At 64.5% G+C, this 18,857-nt stretch carries 18 protein-coding genes and 1 tRNA gene; 11 read left to right on the top strand and 8 right to left on the bottom strand.

The window, feature by feature from the left end:
• Positions 1 to 8: 8 nt before the first annotated feature.
• Positions 9 to 1,199, bottom strand: a complete 1,191-nt coding sequence (locus JHW40_RS07725) for a multidrug effflux MFS transporter (RefSeq protein ID WP_090611851.1) — start codon at positions 1,197 to 1,199, stop codon at positions 9 to 11.
• A 185-nt stretch (positions 1,200 to 1,384) separates the two neighbouring features.
• On the opposite strand from JHW40_RS07725, the gene JHW40_RS07720 reads away from it, so the two are divergent.
• From JHW40_RS07720 to JHW40_RS07690, 7 genes are all read left to right on the top strand, one after another.
• Positions 1,385 to 1,972 carry a thymidine kinase gene (locus tag JHW40_RS07720; RefSeq protein ID WP_090611756.1) on the top strand — a complete coding sequence of 196 codons (588 nt, stop codon included), beginning with the start codon at positions 1,385 to 1,387 and terminating at the stop codon, positions 1,970 to 1,972.
• A gap of 94 nt (positions 1,973 to 2,066) precedes the next feature.
• Positions 2,067 to 3,212: a D-alanyl-D-alanine carboxypeptidase family protein gene (locus JHW40_RS07715; protein WP_090611757.1), complete on the top strand. Its 1,146-nt coding sequence runs from the start codon at positions 2,067 to 2,069 to the stop codon at positions 3,210 to 3,212.
• Positions 3,212 to 3,808, top strand: a complete 597-nt coding sequence (tmk, locus tag JHW40_RS07710; protein ID WP_090611759.1) for a dTMP kinase — start codon at positions 3,212 to 3,214, stop codon at positions 3,806 to 3,808. Before JHW40_RS07715 ends, tmk begins: the two co-directional genes overlap by 1 nt.
• A complete protein-coding gene (locus tag JHW40_RS07705; RefSeq protein WP_090611760.1) occupies positions 3,805 to 4,914 on the top strand; it encodes a DNA polymerase III subunit delta' in 1,110 nt (369 codons plus the stop codon). Before tmk ends, JHW40_RS07705 begins: the two co-directional genes overlap by 4 nt.
• A gap of 3 nt (positions 4,915 to 4,917) precedes the next feature.
• Positions 4,918 to 5,727 (top strand): TatD family hydrolase, encoded by an 810-nt coding sequence (locus JHW40_RS07700; protein WP_090611763.1) that lies wholly within the window; start codon positions 4,918 to 4,920, stop codon positions 5,725 to 5,727.
• On the top strand, positions 5,724 to 6,524 hold the full coding sequence (locus JHW40_RS07695) for an MBL fold metallo-hydrolase (RefSeq protein ID WP_090611765.1): 801 nt from the start codon (positions 5,724 to 5,726) through the stop codon (positions 6,522 to 6,524). Before JHW40_RS07700 ends, JHW40_RS07695 begins: the two co-directional genes overlap by 4 nt.
• Positions 6,521 to 7,465, top strand: a complete 945-nt coding sequence (locus JHW40_RS07690; RefSeq protein WP_090611768.1) for an AEC family transporter — start codon at positions 6,521 to 6,523, stop codon at positions 7,463 to 7,465. Before JHW40_RS07695 ends, JHW40_RS07690 begins: the two co-directional genes overlap by 4 nt.
• Positions 7,466 to 7,572: 107 nt before the next feature.
• Here JHW40_RS07690 and JHW40_RS07685 read toward each other — a convergent pair whose 3' ends face one another.
• The 5 genes from JHW40_RS07685 to JHW40_RS07665 form a co-directional block, all read right to left on the bottom strand.
• Positions 7,573 to 8,523, bottom strand: coding sequence for an ABC transporter permease (locus JHW40_RS07685; protein WP_090611853.1), 951 nt, complete (start codon positions 8,521 to 8,523; stop codon positions 7,573 to 7,575).
• A 5-nt stretch (positions 8,524 to 8,528) separates the two neighbouring features.
• Positions 8,529 to 9,824 (bottom strand): ABC transporter permease, encoded by a 1,296-nt coding sequence (locus JHW40_RS07680; RefSeq protein WP_090611771.1) that lies wholly within the window; start codon positions 9,822 to 9,824, stop codon positions 8,529 to 8,531.
• A gap of 63 nt (positions 9,825 to 9,887) precedes the next feature.
• Positions 9,888 to 10,973: an ABC transporter substrate-binding protein gene (locus JHW40_RS07675; protein WP_244519172.1), complete on the bottom strand. Its 1,086-nt coding sequence runs from the start codon at positions 10,971 to 10,973 to the stop codon at positions 9,888 to 9,890.
• Positions 10,974 to 11,090: 117 nt separating this feature from the next.
• Positions 11,091 to 12,164: an ABC transporter substrate-binding protein gene (locus JHW40_RS07670; protein ID WP_090611858.1), complete on the bottom strand. Its 1,074-nt coding sequence runs from the start codon at positions 12,162 to 12,164 to the stop codon at positions 11,091 to 11,093.
• 186 nt (positions 12,165 to 12,350) lie between these two features.
• A complete protein-coding gene (locus tag JHW40_RS07665) occupies positions 12,351 to 13,454 on the bottom strand; it encodes an ABC transporter ATP-binding protein (RefSeq protein ID WP_090611772.1) in 1,104 nt (367 codons plus the stop codon).
• Between the two features lie 499 nt (positions 13,455 to 13,953).
• On the opposite strand from JHW40_RS07665, the gene JHW40_RS07660 reads away from it, so the two are divergent.
• Positions 13,954 to 14,580, top strand: a complete 627-nt coding sequence (locus JHW40_RS07660; RefSeq protein WP_090611775.1) for a DsbA family protein — start codon at positions 13,954 to 13,956, stop codon at positions 14,578 to 14,580.
• Positions 14,581 to 14,673: 93 nt separating this feature from the next.
• Here the strand turns inward: JHW40_RS07660 and JHW40_RS07655 are convergent, their stop codons facing one another.
• Entirely contained in the window at positions 14,674 to 14,856 is a 183-nt protein-coding gene (locus JHW40_RS07655; RefSeq protein ID WP_090611776.1) for a hypothetical protein, read from the bottom strand.
• A 533-nt stretch (positions 14,857 to 15,389) separates the two neighbouring features.
• A tRNA-Leu gene (locus tag JHW40_RS07650) sits at positions 15,390 to 15,476 on the bottom strand.
• 111 nt (positions 15,477 to 15,587) lie between these two features.
• Between JHW40_RS07650 and lipB the strand changes: the two genes are divergently transcribed.
• From lipB to JHW40_RS07635, 3 genes are all read left to right on the top strand, one after another.
• On the top strand, positions 15,588 to 16,232 hold the full coding sequence (gene lipB / locus JHW40_RS07645) for a lipoyl(octanoyl) transferase LipB (protein ID WP_090611860.1): 645 nt from the start codon (positions 15,588 to 15,590) through the stop codon (positions 16,230 to 16,232).
• A 355-nt stretch (positions 16,233 to 16,587) separates the two neighbouring features.
• The gene (ctaD, locus tag JHW40_RS07640) at positions 16,588 to 18,264 is read left to right on the top strand and encodes a cytochrome c oxidase subunit I (protein WP_090611779.1); all 1,677 of its coding nucleotides are present in this window, start codon (positions 16,588 to 16,590) and stop codon (positions 18,262 to 18,264) included.
• Between the two features lie 9 nt (positions 18,265 to 18,273).
• Positions 18,274 to 18,768 (top strand): DUF2244 domain-containing protein, encoded by a 495-nt coding sequence (locus JHW40_RS07635; RefSeq protein WP_090611781.1) that lies wholly within the window; start codon positions 18,274 to 18,276, stop codon positions 18,766 to 18,768.
• Positions 18,769 to 18,857: the final 89 nt, after the last annotated feature.

Below are 18,857 nucleotides of genomic sequence, written 5' to 3'. Positions count from 1 at the left end.
GGGCAATGTCAGGCCAGCAACCGCAGGCGCGGCAGCGACAACACCGCCGCCAGCCATGCCAGCGCCGCGCACAGCGCGATGGCCGGAACCATCGTCGCGCTGCTGTTGTCGATGAACGGGCTGGTCACCCCGATCATCGCCGCCCCGGTCAGCATCTGGATCGTGCCACCCAGAGAAGAGGCCAGCCCGGCGATATCGGGATGCGGGTCCAGCGACATGACCATCGTCGTCGGCATCACCAGCCCCAGTGCCGCGTTGGCCATGAACAGCCCCGCCACCACGACCGGCAAGGCATCGAACCCGCCCAGCACCACCAGCGACAACAGCAGCGTCATCGCCAGAAAGCCGGTGATCGCCAATGAGATCACCCTCTCCATCCCGAAGCTCTGCGCCAGCCGTCCCGCCATCTGCGAGGCCGAGAAGAACCCGATCGCATTGATCGCGAAGGCTAGCGAAAAGCCGGTCGGGCTGAGGCCGTACTGGCGGGTATAGACAAAGCTGGCCGTCGCCAGAAAGACGAAGAAGCTGGACATGGCAAAGCCGCCGATCATCGTCAGCCCCATGAAGCGCCGGTCGCCCAGAAGGCGGCGCGCGCCGGTCAGCATCGGTGCCAGCCGCACCGGCTGACGGCGGGCGGGCGGCAGGGTTTCGGGCAGCGCAAAGACGATCAGCGCCAGACTGACCAGCGTGGCAAGGCCCAGCACGGCAAAGATCTCTCGCCAGCCGCCCCAGGCCATGATCAGCGCCCCGCTCAGCGGCGCCAGCATGGGCGAGACCGAGATGACGATCATGATCGCCGCCATCATCCTTGCCGCATCCGGCCCGGTGGCCATGTCGCGGATGACGGCACGCGGCACCACCATCAGCGTGGCGGCACCAAAGCCCTGCACCGCGCGGGCCGCGATCAGCCAGCCGATGGTGGGCGCCAGGGCCGAAGCCACGGTTGCTGCCAGAAAGACGCCCACCCCCAGCAGCAGCGGCAGCTTGCGCCCGACGGCATCCGACATCGGGCCATAGACCATCTGCGCCAGACCGAAGGCGATGAAATAAGAAGTCAGCGTCAGTGCCGCCCGCGCCTCGGACGTGTCCAGATCGGCCGCCACATCGGGCAGCGCGGGCAGATACATGTCGATCGCAAAGGGACCGACGGCGGAAAGAAGGCCCAGAATCAGGGCCATGCGGAACAATGGGTCGCGCATCGGAAAACCTGTCAGAATGATATGGGAAAAGGCCGCGCAAAATCGCGCATCAAGGGATGTTGCCTCCGCCGGACCGGTCCTTTGCCACAATCCGCCCTTCGTCGCAACCTTTCCCTGCGCCATCGGCCAAAACCCGCCTTGCGACCGGTCTTGCGACGAAACCGGGGCGCGGTTATTGCGCCTGCATGGCCAAGCTCTATTTCCACTATTCGACGATGAATGCGGGCAAAAGCACGCTGCTGTTGCAGGCATCCTATAACTATCGTGAGCGCGGGATGCAGACCCTGCTGCTGACCGCCGCACTGGACAATCGCGCCGGGGCGGGCCGGATCGCCAGCCGCATCGGCATCTCGGACGCGGCGCTGGTCTTTGCCGATACCGACGATCTGTTCGCCCTGATCGCGGACAAGGGTCGCGACTGCGCCTGCATCTTCGTGGACGAGGCGCAGTTCCTGACCCGTGACCAGGTCTGGCAGCTGGCGCGTGTGGCCGACGATGTGGGCATTCCGGTGATGTGCTATGGCCTGCGCGTCGATTTCCGCGGAGAGCTGTTTCCCGGCTCGGCCGCGCTGCTGGCGCTGGCAGATGACCTGCGCGAGGTGCGCACCATCTGCCATTGCGGGCGCAAGGCGACGATGGTGATCCGGCGCGATGAACAGGGCCGTGCGATCACCAAGGGCCAGCAGGTGCAGGTCGGCGGCAATGAGACCTATATCTCGCTGTGCCGCCGCCACTGGCGCGAAGCGGTCGGCGATCCGTCAACCATTTGTTGACAAATTCGCGTTAACGCTGTTCCGGTGACGGGCAATGCGTTGCCTGCGATATGGCCATACTGTAACCATCGGGGCAAACGGCAAGGAAATTCAAATGCGCATGATCCTGCTTCGGCTTGTTGCGGTCTTCGGTCTGGCCGCGCAGGCCCATGCTTTCGAAACCAATGCGACCTCGGCATGGGTCTATGATGTCGGGACCGGGACCGTGCTGCTGGAAAAGAACGCCGATGAGCCGATTCCCCCGGCCTCGATGTCCAAGCTGATGACACTGTATATGCTGTTCGAGGCGGTCGAGAACGGGCGGCTCTCATTGGATGACACGCTGCCGGTCTCGACCAAGGCGTGGCGCATGGGCGGCTCGAAGATGTTTCTGGAACCGCGCGACACACCCACCGTGGATGAGCTGATCAAGGGCATCATCGTGCTGTCGGGCAATGACGCCTGCGTCGTCGTGGCCGAACATCTGGCCGGCACCGAAGAGGCATTTGCCCGCCAGATGACCGAACGCGGCCGCCAGATGGGGCTGAAACATTCGGTCTTTCGCAATTCGACCGGCTGGCCCGACCCCGAACACCGCATGTCGGCCGAGGATATGGGCATGGTCGCGCTGCGCCTGATCGAGGATTTCCCCCAGTATTACGGCGATTTCGCCCTGACCGAATACCGCTATGGCGACCGGGTGCCCTCGAACCGCTTCAACCGCAACCCGATCCTGCGTCTGGGCATCGGCGCCGACGGGCTGAAGACCGGCCACACGCAAGAGGCCGGCTATGGCCTTGTCGGCTCGGCGGTGCAGGATGACCGGCGGGTGATCTTTGCGATCAGCGGCCTGTCCTCGGAAACCGCCCGGGCCGAGGAATCAGAGCGTATCCTGAACTGGGCCTTTCGCCAGTTCTCGATGAAAACCCTTGTTCCGGCAGGCGAAACCGTGGTCGAGGCGCCGGTCTGGCTGGGCACCCGTTCGCATGTTGGCCTGACCACGCAGCAAGGGGTGCGGGTCCTGCTGCCTGCCGGGGCCGAAGATCAGGTCACGGTCGAGGCAGTCTATGACAGCCCCCTGCCCGCGCCCATCACCGAAGGTCAGCCGCTTGGCCGTCTGGTTGTCAGCATCCCCGGCACGCGCGAGGCGGTGACACCGCTGGTCGCCAATGCCGATGTGCCCGAGGCGAATTTTCTGGGTCGGATCAAGGGCGCGGTCCTGCGGCTGGGCCACAAGGCGATGGAGGCTGCGGGCAGCTGATGTTCGTCAGCTTTGAAGGCATCGACGGCTGCGGCAAGTCCACTCAGGCGGCGCGTCTGGCGGATCACCTGCGCGCGGCGGGCCGCGAGGTGGTGCTGACCCGCGAACCCGGCGGCAGTCCCGGCGCCGAGGAAATCCGCCGCCTGCTGGTCGAGGGTGCGGGCGAACGCTGGTCGCCCGAGACCGAATCGCTGCTGTTCACCGCCGCCCGCCGCGACCATCTGGAACGGACCATCCGCCCGGCGCTTCAGGCCGGAAAGGTCGTCGTCTCGGACCGTTTCGCCGATTCCACCCGCGTTTATCAGGGTGCCGCGCGCGGCGATCTGCGCCCACTGGTGGACCGGCTGCATCAGCTGATGATCGGGGTCGAACCCGACCTGACCTTCGTCATCGAGATCGACCCGGCCACCGCGCTGGCCCGTGGCAATGCGCGTGGCGGGACCGAGGATCGTTTCGAGAGCTTCGGCCTCGGCTTTCAGCAACGGCTGGCGCAGGGCTTTCACGCGCTGGCCCGCGAATATCCCGACCGCGTGCGGCTGATCGATGGCAGCGGCAGCGCCGATCAGGTCGCCGCCCGGATCCGTGACGCGCTATGACGGTGCCCGACGACATCCCCGAACCCGACCGCGTTCCCGGCGCGCCCCATCCCCGGCACACCTCGCGGATCATCGGACAGGATCCCGCCATCGCCGCCTTCACCGAGGCCGCGCGCAGCGGCAGGCTGCATCATGCCTGGCTGCTGACCGGCCCGCGCGGAACCGGCAAGGCGACGCTGGCCTGGGCCATCGCCCGCTGGTTGCTGTCGGGATCGGACAGCCACGACCTGTCGGTTCCCGCCGACGCGCCCGAAACCCGCCGCATCAGCGCCCTGTCCGAACCCCGGCTGCAACTGATCCGCCGCCCCTGGGACGACAAGACCAGCCGCCTGCGCGCCGAGATCACGGTGGACGAAATCCGCCGCCTGCTGTCTTTCTTCCACCTCTCATCGGCCGAAGGCGGCTGGCGCATCGCCATCATCGACGCCGCCGACGAAATGAACACCGCCGCCGCCAACGCCCTGCTGAAGGTGCTGGAGGAACCGCCCGCAGATGCCCTGATCCTGCTGATCGCGCACCAACCCGCACGGCTGCTGCCGACGATCCGGTCGCGTTGCCGGACGCTGCGGCTGGGGCCGTTGCCACCCGCGCAGATGACGCAGGCGCTGGCCGGGCTGGGCGTCGATGACGATGCCGAAGCACTGGCCGCGCTGTCGGATGGCTCGGTCGGAGAGGCGTTGAGACTGGCGGGTCAGAACGGGCTGGAACGCTATCAGCAGATCGTCGATCTGTTCGCCACCCTGCCGGGGCTGAACCGGATGGCCGCCGCCAAGCTGGCCGATGCCGCCGCCGGACGCGCGGGCAGCGGTGGCGATCCGTTCGATCTGACGATCACGCTGCTGGACCGCTTTCTGACCCGCACCGCCCGCGCCGGGCTGATGGGCGCCCCCCTGCCACAGGCCGCGCGGGGCGAAGGCGCGTTGCTGGCGCGGCTGTCCCCGGATGACCGCGCCGCACGGGACTGGGCCGACGCGCAGGCGCGGCTGTCGGCGCGGGCGCGCGCGGGCCGGGCGGTCAACCTTGACCCTTCGGCGCTGGTGATGGATATGCTGGTCGAACTGGCGCATCTGCCACCCGCCCGATCCGCCCCGCCTGCAAAGAGCTGAGCCATGACCCATACGGGATCGCCTGCCCCGATCGTTGACAGCCATTGTCATCTGGATTTCCCCGATTTCGACGGCGAACATGACGACCTGATCGCCCGCGCCCGCGCCGCCGGGGTCACCCGCATGGTCACGATCTGCACGAAACTGCGGCTGGAACCGCAGGTCCGCGCATTGGCCGATCGTTTTGACGGCGTGTTCTATGCCGCCGGCACCCACCCGATGAGCGTCGCCGACGAACCCATGGCCACGGTCGAGGAACTGGTCGCGCTGGCCGGGCATCCGAAATTCGTCGGCATCGGCGAAACCGGGCTGGATTACCACTATACCGCCGACAGTGCGCGCGCCCAGCAGGACAGCCTGCGCATCCATATCGAGGCCGCGCGCCGCACCCGCCTGCCACTGATCATTCATGCCCGCAACGCCGATGACGACATGGCCCGCATCCTGTCCGAGGAATATCGCGCCGGCGCCTATTCCTGCGTGATGCATTGCTTCACCTCGGGCGCGGATCTGGCCCGCGCGGCGCTGGATCTGGGGTTCTATCTGTCGATGTCCGGCATCGCCGCCTTCCCCCGCTCGACCGAGCTGCGCGAGATCTTTGCCGCCGCCCCCCGCGACCGCATCCTGATCGAGACCGACAGTCCCTTCCTTGCCCCCCCGCCCCATCGCGGCAAACGCAACGAGCCCGCCTATGTCGCGAAAACCGCCAGGGTCGGCGCGGATCTGTTCGGCATGAACGATGCCGAATTCGCCCGCCTGACATCGGACAATTTCGACCGCCTGTTCTGGAAGGCCGCCGGGGCCACGGCATGATCCGAAGCACCATTCTCGGCTGCGGCTCGTCCGGCGGGGTGCCGCGACTGGGTGATCGCTGGGGCGCCTGCGACCCGGCCAACCCAAAGAACCGCCGTCGCCGCTGCTCGCTTCTGGTCGAAAGGCCGGGGCCAAATGGCACCACGCAGGTGCTGATCGATACCGGCCCCGATCTGGTGCCGCAACTGCTGGATGCGGGCGTGGCGACGCTGGATGCGGTGATCTATACCCATCCCCATGCCGACCACGTCCACGGCATCGACGATTTGCGGCAACTGGTCTATAACGCCCGGCGCAAGATGCCGCTCTGGGCCGACCGGCAAACGGCCGAGGCTTTGACCACCCGTTTCGGCTATGTCTTTGCCGCGCCCGAAGGCTCCAGCTATCCGCCGATCTGCGATCTGGCGCTGATCGAGGGGCCGGTGACCATCGACGGCCCGGGCGGAGAGATCACATTCCAGCCCTTCCGCGTCGAGCATGGCGACATCACCGCGCTTGGCTTTCGCATCGGCGGGCTGGTCTATCTGCCCGATGTCTCGGACATTCCCGACGCCGCATGGCCGCTGATCGAAGGGGCCGAGGTCTTCATCTGCGACGCCCTGCGACCCGACCCGCATCCCAGCCATGCCCATCTGGCGCTGACGCTGGAATGGATCGAGCGCGCGCAATCCAGGCGTGGGATCATCACCAATATGCATATCGACATGGATTACGACTGGGTGATGGGCGCCACGCCGGATCACGTCGCCCCCGCCCATGACGGCATGGTGATAATGACCCCGGCAAGCCCCGCATGAACGCCCTTTTCGACATCATCCTGCCGGTCTTCCTGATCCTCGGCTTCGGCTATTTCGTGACATGGCGCGGCTGGTTCAGCGAAAGCGCCGTGGACGGGCTGATGAATTTCGCCCAGAATTTCGCGGTTCCGGCGCTGCTTTTCGCCTCGATGTCGCGGCTGGATCTGGGGACGCAGTTCCGCGCTTCGCTGCTTCTGCCCTTCTACAGCGGGGCACTTGCCAGCTATCTTCTGGGCTGGGCGGGGGCGCGGTTCCTCTTCAAACGCCCGCCCGAGGATTGCGTCGCCATCGGCTTCGTCTGCCTGTTCTCGAACACGTTGCTGCTGGGCGTCCCGATCACCGAGCGCGCCTATGGTCCCGACGCGCTGGACGGAAACTGGGTGATCATCGCGCTGCATTCGCCGTTCTTCTATACCTTCGGCATCACCGCGATGGAGTTCACCCGCGCCCGCGGCAGCAACCTTTCCATCGGCAGGATCGCGCTGCGCGCGCTGACCGGCGTGTTGCGCACCCCGCTGGTCATCGGCGTGCTAAGCGGGCTGGCCATGAATCTGCTGCTGCGCGCCGGTCTCAGCCTGCCGAACGGTTTCTGGGCGGCGGTCGACATGATCACCCGCGCCGCCCTGCCCGCCGCCCTCTTTGGCCTTGGCGGCGTGCTGGTGCGCTATCGCCCCGAAGGCGACATGGCGACGATCCTGATGTGCTGCATCTGCTCGCTGCTGATCCACCCCGCCATCGCGCTGGGACTGGCAACGGTCTTCGGGCTTGATATCGCGGGCATCCGTTCCTCGGTGGTGACGGCGGCAATGGCGCCGGGCGTGAACGCCTATCTCTTCGCCAATATCTATGGCCGAGCCAAGCGGGTCGCCGCCTCATCGGTTCTGGTCGGCACCGCCTTCTCGATCGTCACCATCTGGTTCTGGCTCGCCGTCCTGCCCTGACTCCATCACCAAGCCCAGACCAACGCTCCCCTCGCACTCCTGCCAAATACCTTCTGGGGGGTCCGGGGGGGGCGAAGCGCCCCCGGCCTCGCCGCCTTCACCCAGGCTCAATGCGGCGTCACCCCCCGCAACCTCTCGGACCTGCGCCGCAGCAGTTCCACGGTGGTCAGCAGTGCGATCGAGAACAGCACCAGGATCGTCGCCACCGCAAGGATGGCCGGGCTGATCTGCTCGCGGATACCGTTCCACATCTGCCGCGGGATGGTCTGTTGCTCGGGACCGGCAATGAACAGCACCGCAACCACTTCGTCGAACGAGGTCACGAAGGCGAACAGCGCCCCCGAGATCACGCCGGGCAGGATCAGCGGCATGGTCACCCGGAAAAACGTCCGTCGCGGCCCCGCCCCCAGCGACGCCGCCGCACGGTTGAGCGACTGGTCGAAACCGACCAGCGTCGCGGTGACGGTGATGATGACGAAGGGAATCCCCAGCGTCGCATGGGCCAGGATCACCCCCAGATAGGTCCCCGCCAGACGCCCGCAATTGCTGGGCAGACCGACCATCCCCAGCAACTCGCAGGGGTTCGAATAGAAGAAGAACATCCCCGTCGCGGTGATGATCAGCGGCACGATCATGGGCGAGATCAGCACCGCCATGATCGCGCGGCGGAACGGCATTTCGGGCCGTGACAGGCCAAGCGCCGCCAGCGTGCCCAGAACCGTCGCCAGAATCGTCGCGAACACCCCGATGATGACCGAGTTCTTCGCCGCCTGCACCCAGCGGGCATTGTTCCACGCATCCCACCACCAGCCCGATCCCTCGGCCCCCGGGTTCTGCATGCCGAAGGTCAGCAGGCTGCGATACCAGCGCAGGCTGTAACCGTCGGGGTCGAAACTGCGCATCCGCTCGGTGAAGGTGAAATAGGGCTCGGCATTGAAGCTGAGCGGAATGATCACCACGATCGGCGCGATCAGGAAGAAGAAGATCAGCCCGCAGATCACCAGATAGGCATAGTGCCAGATCTTCTCCAGCGGGCTGGCATAGGTTGGAAGCGCCATCTTGATCACCCCAGTTTCAGATTGTCGATGCCGACCATGCGGTCATAGACCCAATACAGTACCAGCACCGCCGCCAGCAGCAGCGCCGCCAGCGCCGCCGCCATCGACCAGTTCAGCGTATCGGTCATATGCATGGCGATCATGTTGGAAATCAGCTGCCCGGACGATCCGCCCACCAGCGCGGGGGTGATATAGTAACCCACGGCAAGGATGAAGACCAAGAGCGCCCCCGCCCCCAGTCCCGGCAGCGTCTGCGGGAAATAGACCCGCCGGAACGCGGTCCAGCTGGTCGCCCCCAACGACCGCGCCGCCCGCACATAGGACGGGTTGATCGTGCGCATCACCGAATACAGCGGCAGGATCATGAAGGGCAGCAGGATATGGGTCATGGCGATGATCGTGCCGGTCTGGTTATAGATCATCTGCAACCTCTGGCCGCCGCCGATCACCCCCATCCACACAAGGATATCGTTGATGACCCCCTGCTGTTGCAGCAGCACCATCCAGCTGGTCGTTCGCACCAGAAGCGATGTCCAGAAGGGCAGCAGCACAAGGATCATCAGCAGGTTCGACTTGCGCATCGGCAGCGTTGCCAGCAGATGCGCGATCGGAAAGCCCAGCACAAAGGTCAGCGCGGTAATCAGCGCCGACAGCCAGAAGGTGCGCATGAACAGCATGCCATAGACCTGCTGCTGCGGCGCCACCTTCTGGATGCTGCCATCCTCGGCCCGCGTGCGGTCCATCGAGGCAAGGTAGAAGTTCGTGGTGAAGGGACGCGCAGCCTCTCGCATGGCGTTCCACAGCCGGGGGCTGGTCCAGGCCTCGTTGATCTCGACCAGCGCCTCACGATAGGGCGGCTCGATCCCGCTGCGCACCTGACGCCCGGTCGAGGTGAACAGCGACCGCGTCCCCGGCACGTCGTAATTGATCCGGGTGCCGACGACGCCGATGGTGCGCCCCTCGGCCGCCGCCATCAGATCGGCGGCCAGCGCGGCCCATGCGGCGTCATCGGGATCGGTTCCACGGGGATTTTCCGCGAACCATTCCGAGATCTGCGGCATATTGCGCGAGAACCCGTCATTATAGAACGACCGCTGCAACATCTGCCCGATCGGCACCACGAAGGTGATGACGATGAAAGCCAGCAGCGGCAGCACCAGCAGAAACGCCCGCCGCCGCGCCCGCCCCTGACTGCGCGCCAGCGCCCGCGCCAAGGGCTTGCCATCAGCTGTCGTCAGGGGCGCGGCCACACCGGATGCGGTGGTGGCAATGGCGGCATGCGGATCATATGCGTTCGACATGGAGGTCCTCGGCTTATTCATATCCGCCGCCCCGGTTGGACGGGGCGGCAGTCAGTCTTGGGATCAGGAACCGGCCAGCCAGCTGTTGAAGCGTTCGCTCAGTTCCGCGTCGTGATCGGCCCAGAATTCGGGATTATCCATCACCGCCGTCTTCATGTTCTCGGGCGCCGAGGGCATATGCGGCGCCATCTCGGTCTCGTCATCCTGATACAGCCCGACCAGCGGCGCCGACGACACCCGCACCGGACCATAGCTGATATAGCGCGCCTGCCCGGCCAGCGGCTCGGTTCCCGTCGCGAATTTCACATATTCCAATGCCGCATCCATGTTGGGCGCATCATTGGGGATGACGAAAGAGTTGATTTCCAGATATTGCCCGTCCCAGATCACCTCGAACGGCTTGCCCTCGCCCACCATGGCATCGAAGATGCGGCCGTTATAGACGGTGGTCATCACCACCTCTCCGTCGGCCAGCAGTTGCACCGGCTGGGCGCCGGCCTCCCACCAGACGACATCGTTCTTGATCTGGTCCAGCTTGGCAAAGGCGCGGTCCACACCCTCTTCGGTGGCCAGCAGGTCATAGACATCGGCCGCGTCGGCGCCATCGGCGATCAGCGCCAGATAGAGCGTGCGCTTGGCCGATTTCGGCAGGCCGCGTTTGCCGGGGAAGTTCTCAGTATCGAAGAAATCGGCGGCAGTCTGCGGCGCGGCATCGGCAAATTTCGTCGTGTCAAAGCTGATGACCGTGCCCCAGACGATATTGCCGATCGCGCAGTCGGACACCGACCCCTCGACGAAATCTTCGGTCGCGGGGGTGCCGTCGGCGCCATCGGGCATATCGGCCAGATCGAACTCGACCAGCGCGCCTTCATCGCACAGCCGGATCGCGTCAGACATGGCCAGATCGAAGACATCGCCGGTCACGTTGCGTGCCTCGATCTGCGTCTTCAGCGGCGAGGCCGGATCGTCGGCGGCGATCATGTTGACCTTGATACCGGTCGCTTCGGTAAAGGGCCGGTTATAGGCCTCGACCTGGCTGACCTCGTACGAGCCGCCCCATGAGACGACATTGACCTCTTGCGCGGCGGCGGCAAAGCCGACCCCGGCAAGGATCGTCGTCAGGGCCAGCGTTCTGCTTGTGTATGACACCTTGGTTTCCTCCCGTTGGACTGGCGGCGCATTGGCCGCCCTGATGGCCCCGTTCGGGGCGCGATTGGTGGCCCCTGACGGGGCGTGGCGGGCGACCGTGGCCGCCCGCCGCAGGTATCAGTTGGCCAGCCAGCTGTTGAAACGCTCGTTCAGTTCAGCATCGTGATCGACCCAGAAATCCAGGTTCGAGGCCAGCGCATTGGTCATGTTTTCCTCATAGGTCGGCAGGTTCGGCCCCATCGGGGAATCGGTGCCGTCGATATTGCCGACCAGCGCCGCCGCCGAACGGCGCGGCGGGCCATAGCTGATGAGTTCGGCAGCACGCGCCTGCGGTTCAGCCGAGGTGGTCCAGGTGATGAACTCCAGCGTGTCGTCGATATTCGGCGCGCCTTTCGGGATCACCCAGCCTTCCATCTCATAGATCTGGCCGTCCCAGACGATGATGAAGGGCTTGTTCTCGCCATGGGCCGCGTCGAAAATCCGTCCGTTGAAGGCATAGGCCATGGACACCTCGCCATCGGCCAGCAATTGCGGCGGCTGCGCGCCGGCCTCCCACCAGATCACGTCGGACTTGATCGTGTCCAGCTTGGCAAAGGCGCGATCGACGCCTTCGGGGGTGGCCAGCGTGTCATAGACCTCTTCCGCCGGCACGCCATCGGCCATCAGCGCGAATTCCAGATTGAACTTGGCGCCCTTGCGCATGGTCCGTTTGCCCGGAAAGCCCTCACTGTCGAAGAAATCGGCAGGCGAGGTCGGTTTGGCATCGTCGGGGAACTTGCTGTCGTCATAGACCTGCACCATGGAATAGACATCCGTGGCGACAAAACAATCGGTGATCGCGCCCTCGATGAAATCATCCTCGGCAGGGGTGCCATCCGGCGCGGCGGCCAGAATCGAGGGGTCGATTTCCTCCAGCAGCCCCTCGTCGCACAGCCGCACGGCATCGGCATATTCGACCGAGGCCACATCGGCGCTGACATTCCCGGCCTCGACCATCGCCTTGATCGGGGTGGCCGGGTTGTCGGCATCGGCCATGCTGACCCGTTTGCCGGTCTCGGCCTGGAAGGGTTTGACATAGGCCTCAAGGTGGCTGTTGCCATAGGCGCCACCCCAGGACAGCAGATTCACATCGGCCAGCCCCGGCGAAGCCATCAGGCCAAGCGCGGTCGAGAGGGCAAGTGTTTTCTTCATAGATTTCTCCAACTGCATGATATCGCGGCAATTTCGCCGTCTTTATTGATCCGCCCGGTTGCGGGCGATGATCCGCCGGGCAGGCTTCGTGCCCGGTCGGAAGGAATGGCGGAACGGCGGCGGCAGATCGCGGGAACCGGCACAGGACAGGAAACGATCCGGGAGATCATCGCCCTTCCCCTTGTCTTACACCGGGTCCAGCGCGCGGGCATCCGCGGGGTGCCAGCCGACGCTGATCTTCTGCCCCGGCTCCAGCCGCGTCTGACCCAGCGTGTTGCGCATCTTCATCACGAAATCGTCGTTGCCCGCCACGCTCAGCCGGGCCCGAAGGATGTCGCCCATATAGATCGTGTCGATCACCGTCGCCTCGATCATATGCGCGCCCGGAGGCATCATCTCGGGCTTGAACTCGACCCGCTCGGGACGCACCGAAACCAGCGTCTGCTGTCCTTTCTGCGTCACATTGACCGGGGTCGCGTCGATCAGCTCGCCATTGGCCAGCCGCACCAGCGCCTTGTCGCCCGACAGCTCTTCGACGGTGCCGGGCAGCTTGTTGTTCTCGCCGATGAACTGCGCCACGAAGCTGTTTTCGGGGCGTTCATACAGATCGGCGGGCGGAGCAAGCTGCTGGATGCGGCCATCGTTGAACACCGCAACCCGGTCCGACATGGTCAGAGCCTCGCCCTGATCATGGGTCACATAGACCACGGTAATTCCAAGACGTTCATGCAGTGCCTTGATTTCAAACTGCATATGTTCGCGCAACTGCTTGTCCAGCGCGCCAAGGGGTTCGTCCATCAGCACCAGTTTGGGGTCAAAGACCAGCGCCCGCGCCAACGCGATCCGCTGCTGCTGCCCCCCCGACAACTGCGCCGGGCGGCGGCTGATGAAACTGCCCATCTGCACCATGTCCAGCGCACTCTTGACGCGGCTTTCACGCTCGGCCTTGCCCAGACCGCGCACTTCCAGCGGAAAGGACAGGTTCTCTCCCACCGTCATATGCGGAAACAGCGCGTAATTCTGGAATACCATGCCGATGCCGCGCTTGTGCGGCGGCACCTGATTGATCGGGCGGCCATCCAGCAGGATCTCGCCATGGGTGGCGGTCTCGAATCCCGCCAGCATCATCAGGCAGGTGGTCTTGCCCGAACCGGACGGCCCGAGCATGGTCAGAAATTCGCCCTTGCCGATCGACAGGTTCAGGTCTTTGACCACAAGGGTCTGACCGTCATAACTTTTCTGCACATGGTCAAAAACGACGAAGGCTTCACCGCGAGTATTGTCAAGCAAGCAGCGCTCTCCCTGTTATCGGCTTGTTGTTCGGCGCGACTATCAGCTTAAGCAGCGGGCCGACGGGATTGCAACAAGGTTTGCGACCAATGTTGCACAGGATGCGGCAAGGCCGGATTTCGCGCCATCGCTGATGATCGTAGCGCCATTGTGCATACACATCCGAATAGACCGCAACCGCTGCGGGTTACTGCCATGGGCTGACCCCGTCCAGAAAGGATGCAGCCGAGAAATGGCTCTGGCGCATAGGTGATTTTCCGCGAAGGCCGTTTCATGATCTTGATATGGCTGCGTCAGCGCACATCTGTCGTCGGTCAATGGTGACGCCTGCACAGTGCCGGCGGATCAAGCGAGGGGCGCTGAACGTCGGGGAACGGACTTCTGCGTGCCATCCGCCCCTGACGCCATCGTGACCCGATCCACCATGGCGGTCGGCTTACGCAAGCGCGGCGAATGGGTTAACCCGGTCGGGACAGGTGTCTTGCCGAAAGGACCCGCCATGCCGACCCGTCGCCTTTTTCTTGCCAGCGGAGCCGCGCTGAGCCTGACCGCGCTGCCGGTCCTGTCGCAAGGTGCCGACCGCCCGAACCCGATGCCCGAGGAATTGCGGCAGGCGCTGGAACGCGATCCGACCGCGCCGGTTCTGGGCAACCCCGATGGCGACATCACCCTGACCGAATTCTTCGACTACAACTGTCCCTTCTGCCGCAAGATGATGCCGGTGATCCAGCGGCTGATCTCGGCCGATCCGCAGCTGCGGGTGGTCTATCGCGAGGTGCCGGTGTTCGGCGAAGGGTCGGATTTCGCTGCCCGCGCCTCTCTGGCATCGCTGCAACAGGGCAAATACTGGCAATTCCATGCCGCGCTGATGGGGATGAAGGACCGCGCCGCCGAAGCATCGGTCATGCGTGTCGCCCGCCGGGTCGGGCTGGACGAGGCGAAGCTGCGCGAGGATATGGAGGCGCAACCTGTCATCCGACATATCGCCACCTCGATGGAGCTGGCCGAGCATATGGGCCTGATGGGCACCCCGACCTTCATCGCAGGCGACGAGGCCCTGTTCGGTGAAATCAGTCTGTCCGAAATGCAGGACCTGATCGCCCGCGCCCGCGCCACATTGGGCTGAGACCCGCAATCAACCCGCCGCCTCCCGCCCCACCAGACGGTCATTTCCTCGCGCCCGATCGAGTAAATCGCAGGAGGGGCGACCCGCGCCTCGTCATGCGATGGCAATGTGAAACGCGCCCGACATGATGTCCTGCGTATCCTTCAGCTTCGCCGCAGCGAGGTTCTGCAGCACTGTCGCATTCGGCACGCAGCTGCGCACATTGCCGAGGATCAGATCCGGCGCCGCCCGGCCAGTCAGTTCGCGGGCGATGGCCAGCTGCGCGCCGCAGTTCAAACGGTCCGGGTTCTCTGCCTATGAGCGCATCTTGCTTTCGCGGCTTCAGCGCACCGATGCAGATGTGGTGGCGCAGTTCACGATGGCTGTCCTGCTGGGCGGCATGGTGGGAGACTTCGCTGTGAGATTTTTCGAGTACAGCCGCAGAGACCCAGTAACCATGGGCGTAGTTGAATAGCCCCAATGCGGACGCTTGTGTTTCGTCGCTCATTCCCGCCTCCGGCATGATGTGCCTCCAAAGTGCATCGTCCACAAAAAATGGGAAAAATTTTTGAGCCGCCCAAGGGGAAGACGAGCGGGCGGCCCGCGCGCCCGATTTTTGCCCCGCCCCTCTGCCTCAATAGCCCCCCATGAGCCACCCCCTGTTCTGATCGAGGGGATGCCGGGGGAGGCTTGGGGCGTATGGTTGCTGTCGCGCCTTTACTGCACCCCCACACGCAGTCAGGCGCGCGCCGAAGGGTGGACTGAAAGGGGGGCTGAAAACCCAACCGGAAGCATAATGCGCTGATATCGCGTCGTTACTCAGGTCAAGATGGTGCGGTCGAGAAGACTCGAACTTCCACTCCGGTTAAGGAACAGCGACCTCAACGCTGCGCGTCTACCAATTCCGCCACGACCGCATCCGGGCAGTGCGCGCCTGATATAATAGGTGCCCGGAAATGAAAAGGGGTTTCTTGCCGCCTCTGCACCTGCATCTTGACGCGGGCCGGATATGGGGCCAGATCCCGGGCATGGTGGAATGGATCATCAGCGACGGCCTGACCGGCTATGACGAGGCGCTGGCCTTCATGGAGGCGCGCGTGGCCGCGATTGGCGCCGGTGACGCCGATGAACTGATCTGGCTGGTCGAGCATCCCCCGCTCTATACCGCCGGGACCAGCGCGAAGCCCGCCGATCTGCTGGAGGCGCGCTTTCCCGTCCATGCGGCGGGGCGCGGCGGGCAATATACCTATCACGGGCCGGGGCAACGCATCGTCTATGTCATGCTGGATCTGAACCGGCGCGGCCGCGACATCCGTGCCTTCGTCGCCGGCCTGGAGGCATGGGTGATCGACGCCCTGTCGCGGTTCAACCTGACCGGAGAGATTCGCGAGGGCCGGGTCGGCGTCTGGGTGGCGCGCCCCGACAAGCCCCCCCTGCCCGACGGCGCGGGCAGAGAGGACAAGATCGCGGCGATCGGGGTCAAGCTGCGCAGATGGGTCAGCTTTCACGGCATCTCGATCAATGTCGAACCGGATCTGACGCATTACGCCGGGATCGTGCCTTGCGGAATCAGCGGCCACGGCGTCACCAGTCTGGTCGATCTGGGCCTGCCGGTCGGCATGGCGGATCTGGATCTGGCGCTGAAGGACAGCTTTGGGGCGCATTTTCCCTGACGCGGATGGCGCGAAAATGGGCCCGACCACCCGGATCACCAGCCGAATCGACAGCCCTCGCGCAAGGTAACGCCGGAAGCCACCTGCGGCAGAATAACGCAGGCCGGGCGCCGGCGGCAGGGTGGTCGAGATCGTGACAGCTTTGGCCATTCCTGCCAGACTTGGCCTGCCAGAACAGGCCGCCGCGCGCTGATCGCCCCGCCGGAACGGTCGGGACAAGGGCCTTGCGAGCCGCGCTGACCGCTGCCCGGTCTCAACCCTATAGGGCATTGCCGCTCCGATCCGGCTGGTCTAGTAAGAATGCAGGGAAAAGCCGGTCTGCCGGACCGGATAAGTATATCTGAGGAGTTCGGGTATGGCAGACGCAGCCGCTCATGGCCACGATGACCATCACGACCAACGCGGGTTCTTCACCCGCTGGTTCATGTCCACCAATCACAAGGACATCGGCATCCTCTATCTGTTCACGGCGGGTGTGGTCGGCCTGATTTCGGTCGCCTTCACCGTCTATATGCGGATGGAGCTGCAACATCCGGGTGTGCAATACATGTGCCTTGAAGGCGCGCGCCTGATCGCCGACGCATCGGCGGAATGCACCCCCAACGGCCATCTGTGGAACGTCATGATCACCTATCACGGGGTGCTGATGATGTTCTTCGTGGTGATTCCGGCGCTGTTCGGGGGCTTCGGCAACTATTTCATGCCGCTGCATCTGGGCGCCCCGGACATGAGCTTTCCGCGGCTGAACAACCTGTCCTATTGGATGTATGTCGCGGGTGTGGCGCTTGGCATCTCGTCGCTGTTCGCCCCCGGCGGGTCCGAGCAGCTGGGTTCCGGCGTGGGCTGGGTGCTTTATCCGCCGCTGTCCACCAACGAGGGCGGCTATTCGATGGATCTGGCGATCTTCGCCGTCCACGTCTCGGGTGCCTCGTCCATTCTGGGCGCGATCAACATCATCACCACCTTCCTGAACATGCGCGCCCCCGGCATGACGCTGTTCAAGGTGCCGCTGTTCGCCTGGTCGGTCTTCATCACCGCATGGCTGATCCTGTTGGCGCTGCCGGTGCTGGCCGGTGCCATCACCATGCTGCTGATGGACCGCAATTTCGGCACCAACTTCTTCAACCCCGCCGGTGGCGGTGACCCGATCCTGTATCAGCATATCCTGTGGTTCTTCGGCCACCCGGAAGTGTATATCATCATCCTGCCCGGCTTCGGCATCATCAGCCATGTCATCGCCACCTTTTCGAAGAAGCCGATCTTCGGTTACCTGCCGATGGTGCTGGCCATGGCGGCGATCGGGGTGCTGGGCTTCGTCGTCTGGGCGCACCACATGTACACCGTCGGCATGTCGCTGACCCAGCAGGCCTATTTCATGCTGGCCACGATGACCATCGCCGTGCCCACCGGCATCAAGGTTTTCAGCTGGATCGCGACGATGTGGGGCGGTTCGGTCGAGTTCAAGACGCCGATGCTCTGGGCCTTCGGCTTTCTGTTCCTGTTCACCGTCGGCGGCGTGACCGGCGTGGTGCTGTCGCAGGCGCCGCTGGACCGCGTTTACCACGACACCTATTACGTTGTGGCGCATTTCCACTATGTGATGTCGCTTGGCGCGGTCTTCGGGATCTTCGCCGGTGTCTATTACTGGATCGGCAAGATGTCGGGCCGGCAATATCCGGAATGGGCGGGCAAGCTGCATTTCTGGATGATGTTCATCGGTGCGAACCTGACTTTCTTCCCGCAGCACTTCCTGGGCCGTCAGGGGATGCCGCGCCGTTACATCGACTATCCGGTCGAATATGCGGTCTGGAACAATATCAGCTCGCTTGGCGCCTATCTGTCCTTCGCCTCGTTCCTGTTCTTCATCGGCATCGTGTTCTACACCCTGTTCGCGGGCAAGCGCGTGACCGAGAACAACTATTGGAACGAGCATGCCGATACGCTGGAATGGACCCTGACCTCGCCCCCGCCGGAGCATACCTTCGAGCAACTGCCCAAGCGCGAGGACTGGGACCGCAGCCACGCGCATTAAGGTCAGGCCATGCCTTATCAATGGACAGAGACGGCCCCGGATGTTTCCGGGGCCGTTTCACATCGGCTGCTGCTGTGGCCCTATCGTTCGCTGCCCCGGCGCGGTTTCGTCTGGTTCATCGGCGTGACCGCCGTGCTGCTGGGGCTGCCGATGGTGGCGCTGCTGGGCAGCAGCGCGCTGTGGGGGCTGTTGCCCTTCGAGGTGCTGGCCGTTGTCGGCATCTGGCTGGCGTTGCAGCACAGCTATCGCAGCGGAGAGACGCGCGAGGAACTGAGGCTGTCGGCTTCGCGGCTGTATCTGCGCCGGACCGATCCCGGCCAGCCGCCGCGCGAATGGGAGACCAACACCTATTGGGTGCGCGCCATGCTGCGGCCAGGCCCGGTCGAAGATTATCTGACGCTGAGCGACGGCAAACGCGAGATCGAACTGGGCGGGTTTCTGACGCCGGAAGAGCGGCGGCAGTTGCTGGGTGAGTTGCAGCAGCGGCTGGTGGCGCTGCGATAGGGGCGCGTGCGTTTGCGTCCCGCGATGGCCGGGGGCGCCTCGCCCGTCGCCGGCTGGTTCTCGAACCAGTGGCGCACCATCCGGCAACC

Origin of the sequence: Paracoccus alcaliphilus, from assembly GCF_028553725.1 — a bacterium.
GTDB lineage: Bacteria > Pseudomonadota > Alphaproteobacteria > Rhodobacterales > Rhodobacteraceae > Paracoccus > Paracoccus alcaliphilus.
Note: the sequence above shows the minus strand (reverse complement) of the source record. Positions and strands in the feature narration are given on the sequence as shown.

What these genes read in the sequence shown, in the direction of transcription:
- ctaD (WP_090611779.1), top strand. Translation starts at nt 16,588, where the DNA reads ATGGCAGACGCAGCCGCTCATGGCCACGATGACCATCACGACCAACGC.
- JHW40_RS07685 (WP_090611853.1), bottom strand. Translation starts at nt 8,523, where the DNA reads ATGGCGCTTCCAACCTATGCCAGCCCGCTGGAGAAGATCTGGCACTAT.
- JHW40_RS07715 (WP_090611757.1), top strand. Translation starts at nt 2,067, where the DNA reads ATGCGCATGATCCTGCTTCGGCTTGTTGCGGTCTTCGGTCTGGCCGCG.
- JHW40_RS07635 (WP_090611781.1), top strand. Translation starts at nt 18,274, where the DNA reads ATGCCTTATCAATGGACAGAGACGGCCCCGGATGTTTCCGGGGCCGTT.
- JHW40_RS07670 (WP_090611858.1), bottom strand. Translation starts at nt 12,164, where the DNA reads ATGAAGAAAACACTTGCCCTCTCGACCGCGCTTGGCCTGATGGCTTCG.
- JHW40_RS07690 (WP_090611768.1), top strand. Translation starts at nt 6,521, where the DNA reads ATGAACGCCCTTTTCGACATCATCCTGCCGGTCTTCCTGATCCTCGGC.
- JHW40_RS07700 (WP_090611763.1), top strand. Translation starts at nt 4,918, where the DNA reads ATGACCCATACGGGATCGCCTGCCCCGATCGTTGACAGCCATTGTCAT.
- JHW40_RS07660 (WP_090611775.1), top strand. Translation starts at nt 13,954, where the DNA reads ATGCCGACCCGTCGCCTTTTTCTTGCCAGCGGAGCCGCGCTGAGCCTG.
- JHW40_RS07695 (WP_090611765.1), top strand. Translation starts at nt 5,724, where the DNA reads ATGATCCGAAGCACCATTCTCGGCTGCGGCTCGTCCGGCGGGGTGCCG.
- JHW40_RS07705 (WP_090611760.1), top strand. Translation starts at nt 3,805, where the DNA reads ATGACGGTGCCCGACGACATCCCCGAACCCGACCGCGTTCCCGGCGCG.
- JHW40_RS07725 (WP_090611851.1), bottom strand. Translation starts at nt 1,199, where the DNA reads ATGCGCGACCCATTGTTCCGCATGGCCCTGATTCTGGGCCTTCTTTCC.
- lipB (WP_090611860.1), top strand. Translation starts at nt 15,588, where the DNA reads ATGGTGGAATGGATCATCAGCGACGGCCTGACCGGCTATGACGAGGCG.
- JHW40_RS07680 (WP_090611771.1), bottom strand. Translation starts at nt 9,824, where the DNA reads ATGTCGAACGCATATGATCCGCATGCCGCCATTGCCACCACCGCATCC.
- tmk (WP_090611759.1), top strand. Translation starts at nt 3,212, where the DNA reads ATGTTCGTCAGCTTTGAAGGCATCGACGGCTGCGGCAAGTCCACTCAG.
- JHW40_RS07720 (WP_090611756.1), top strand. Translation starts at nt 1,385, where the DNA reads ATGGCCAAGCTCTATTTCCACTATTCGACGATGAATGCGGGCAAAAGC.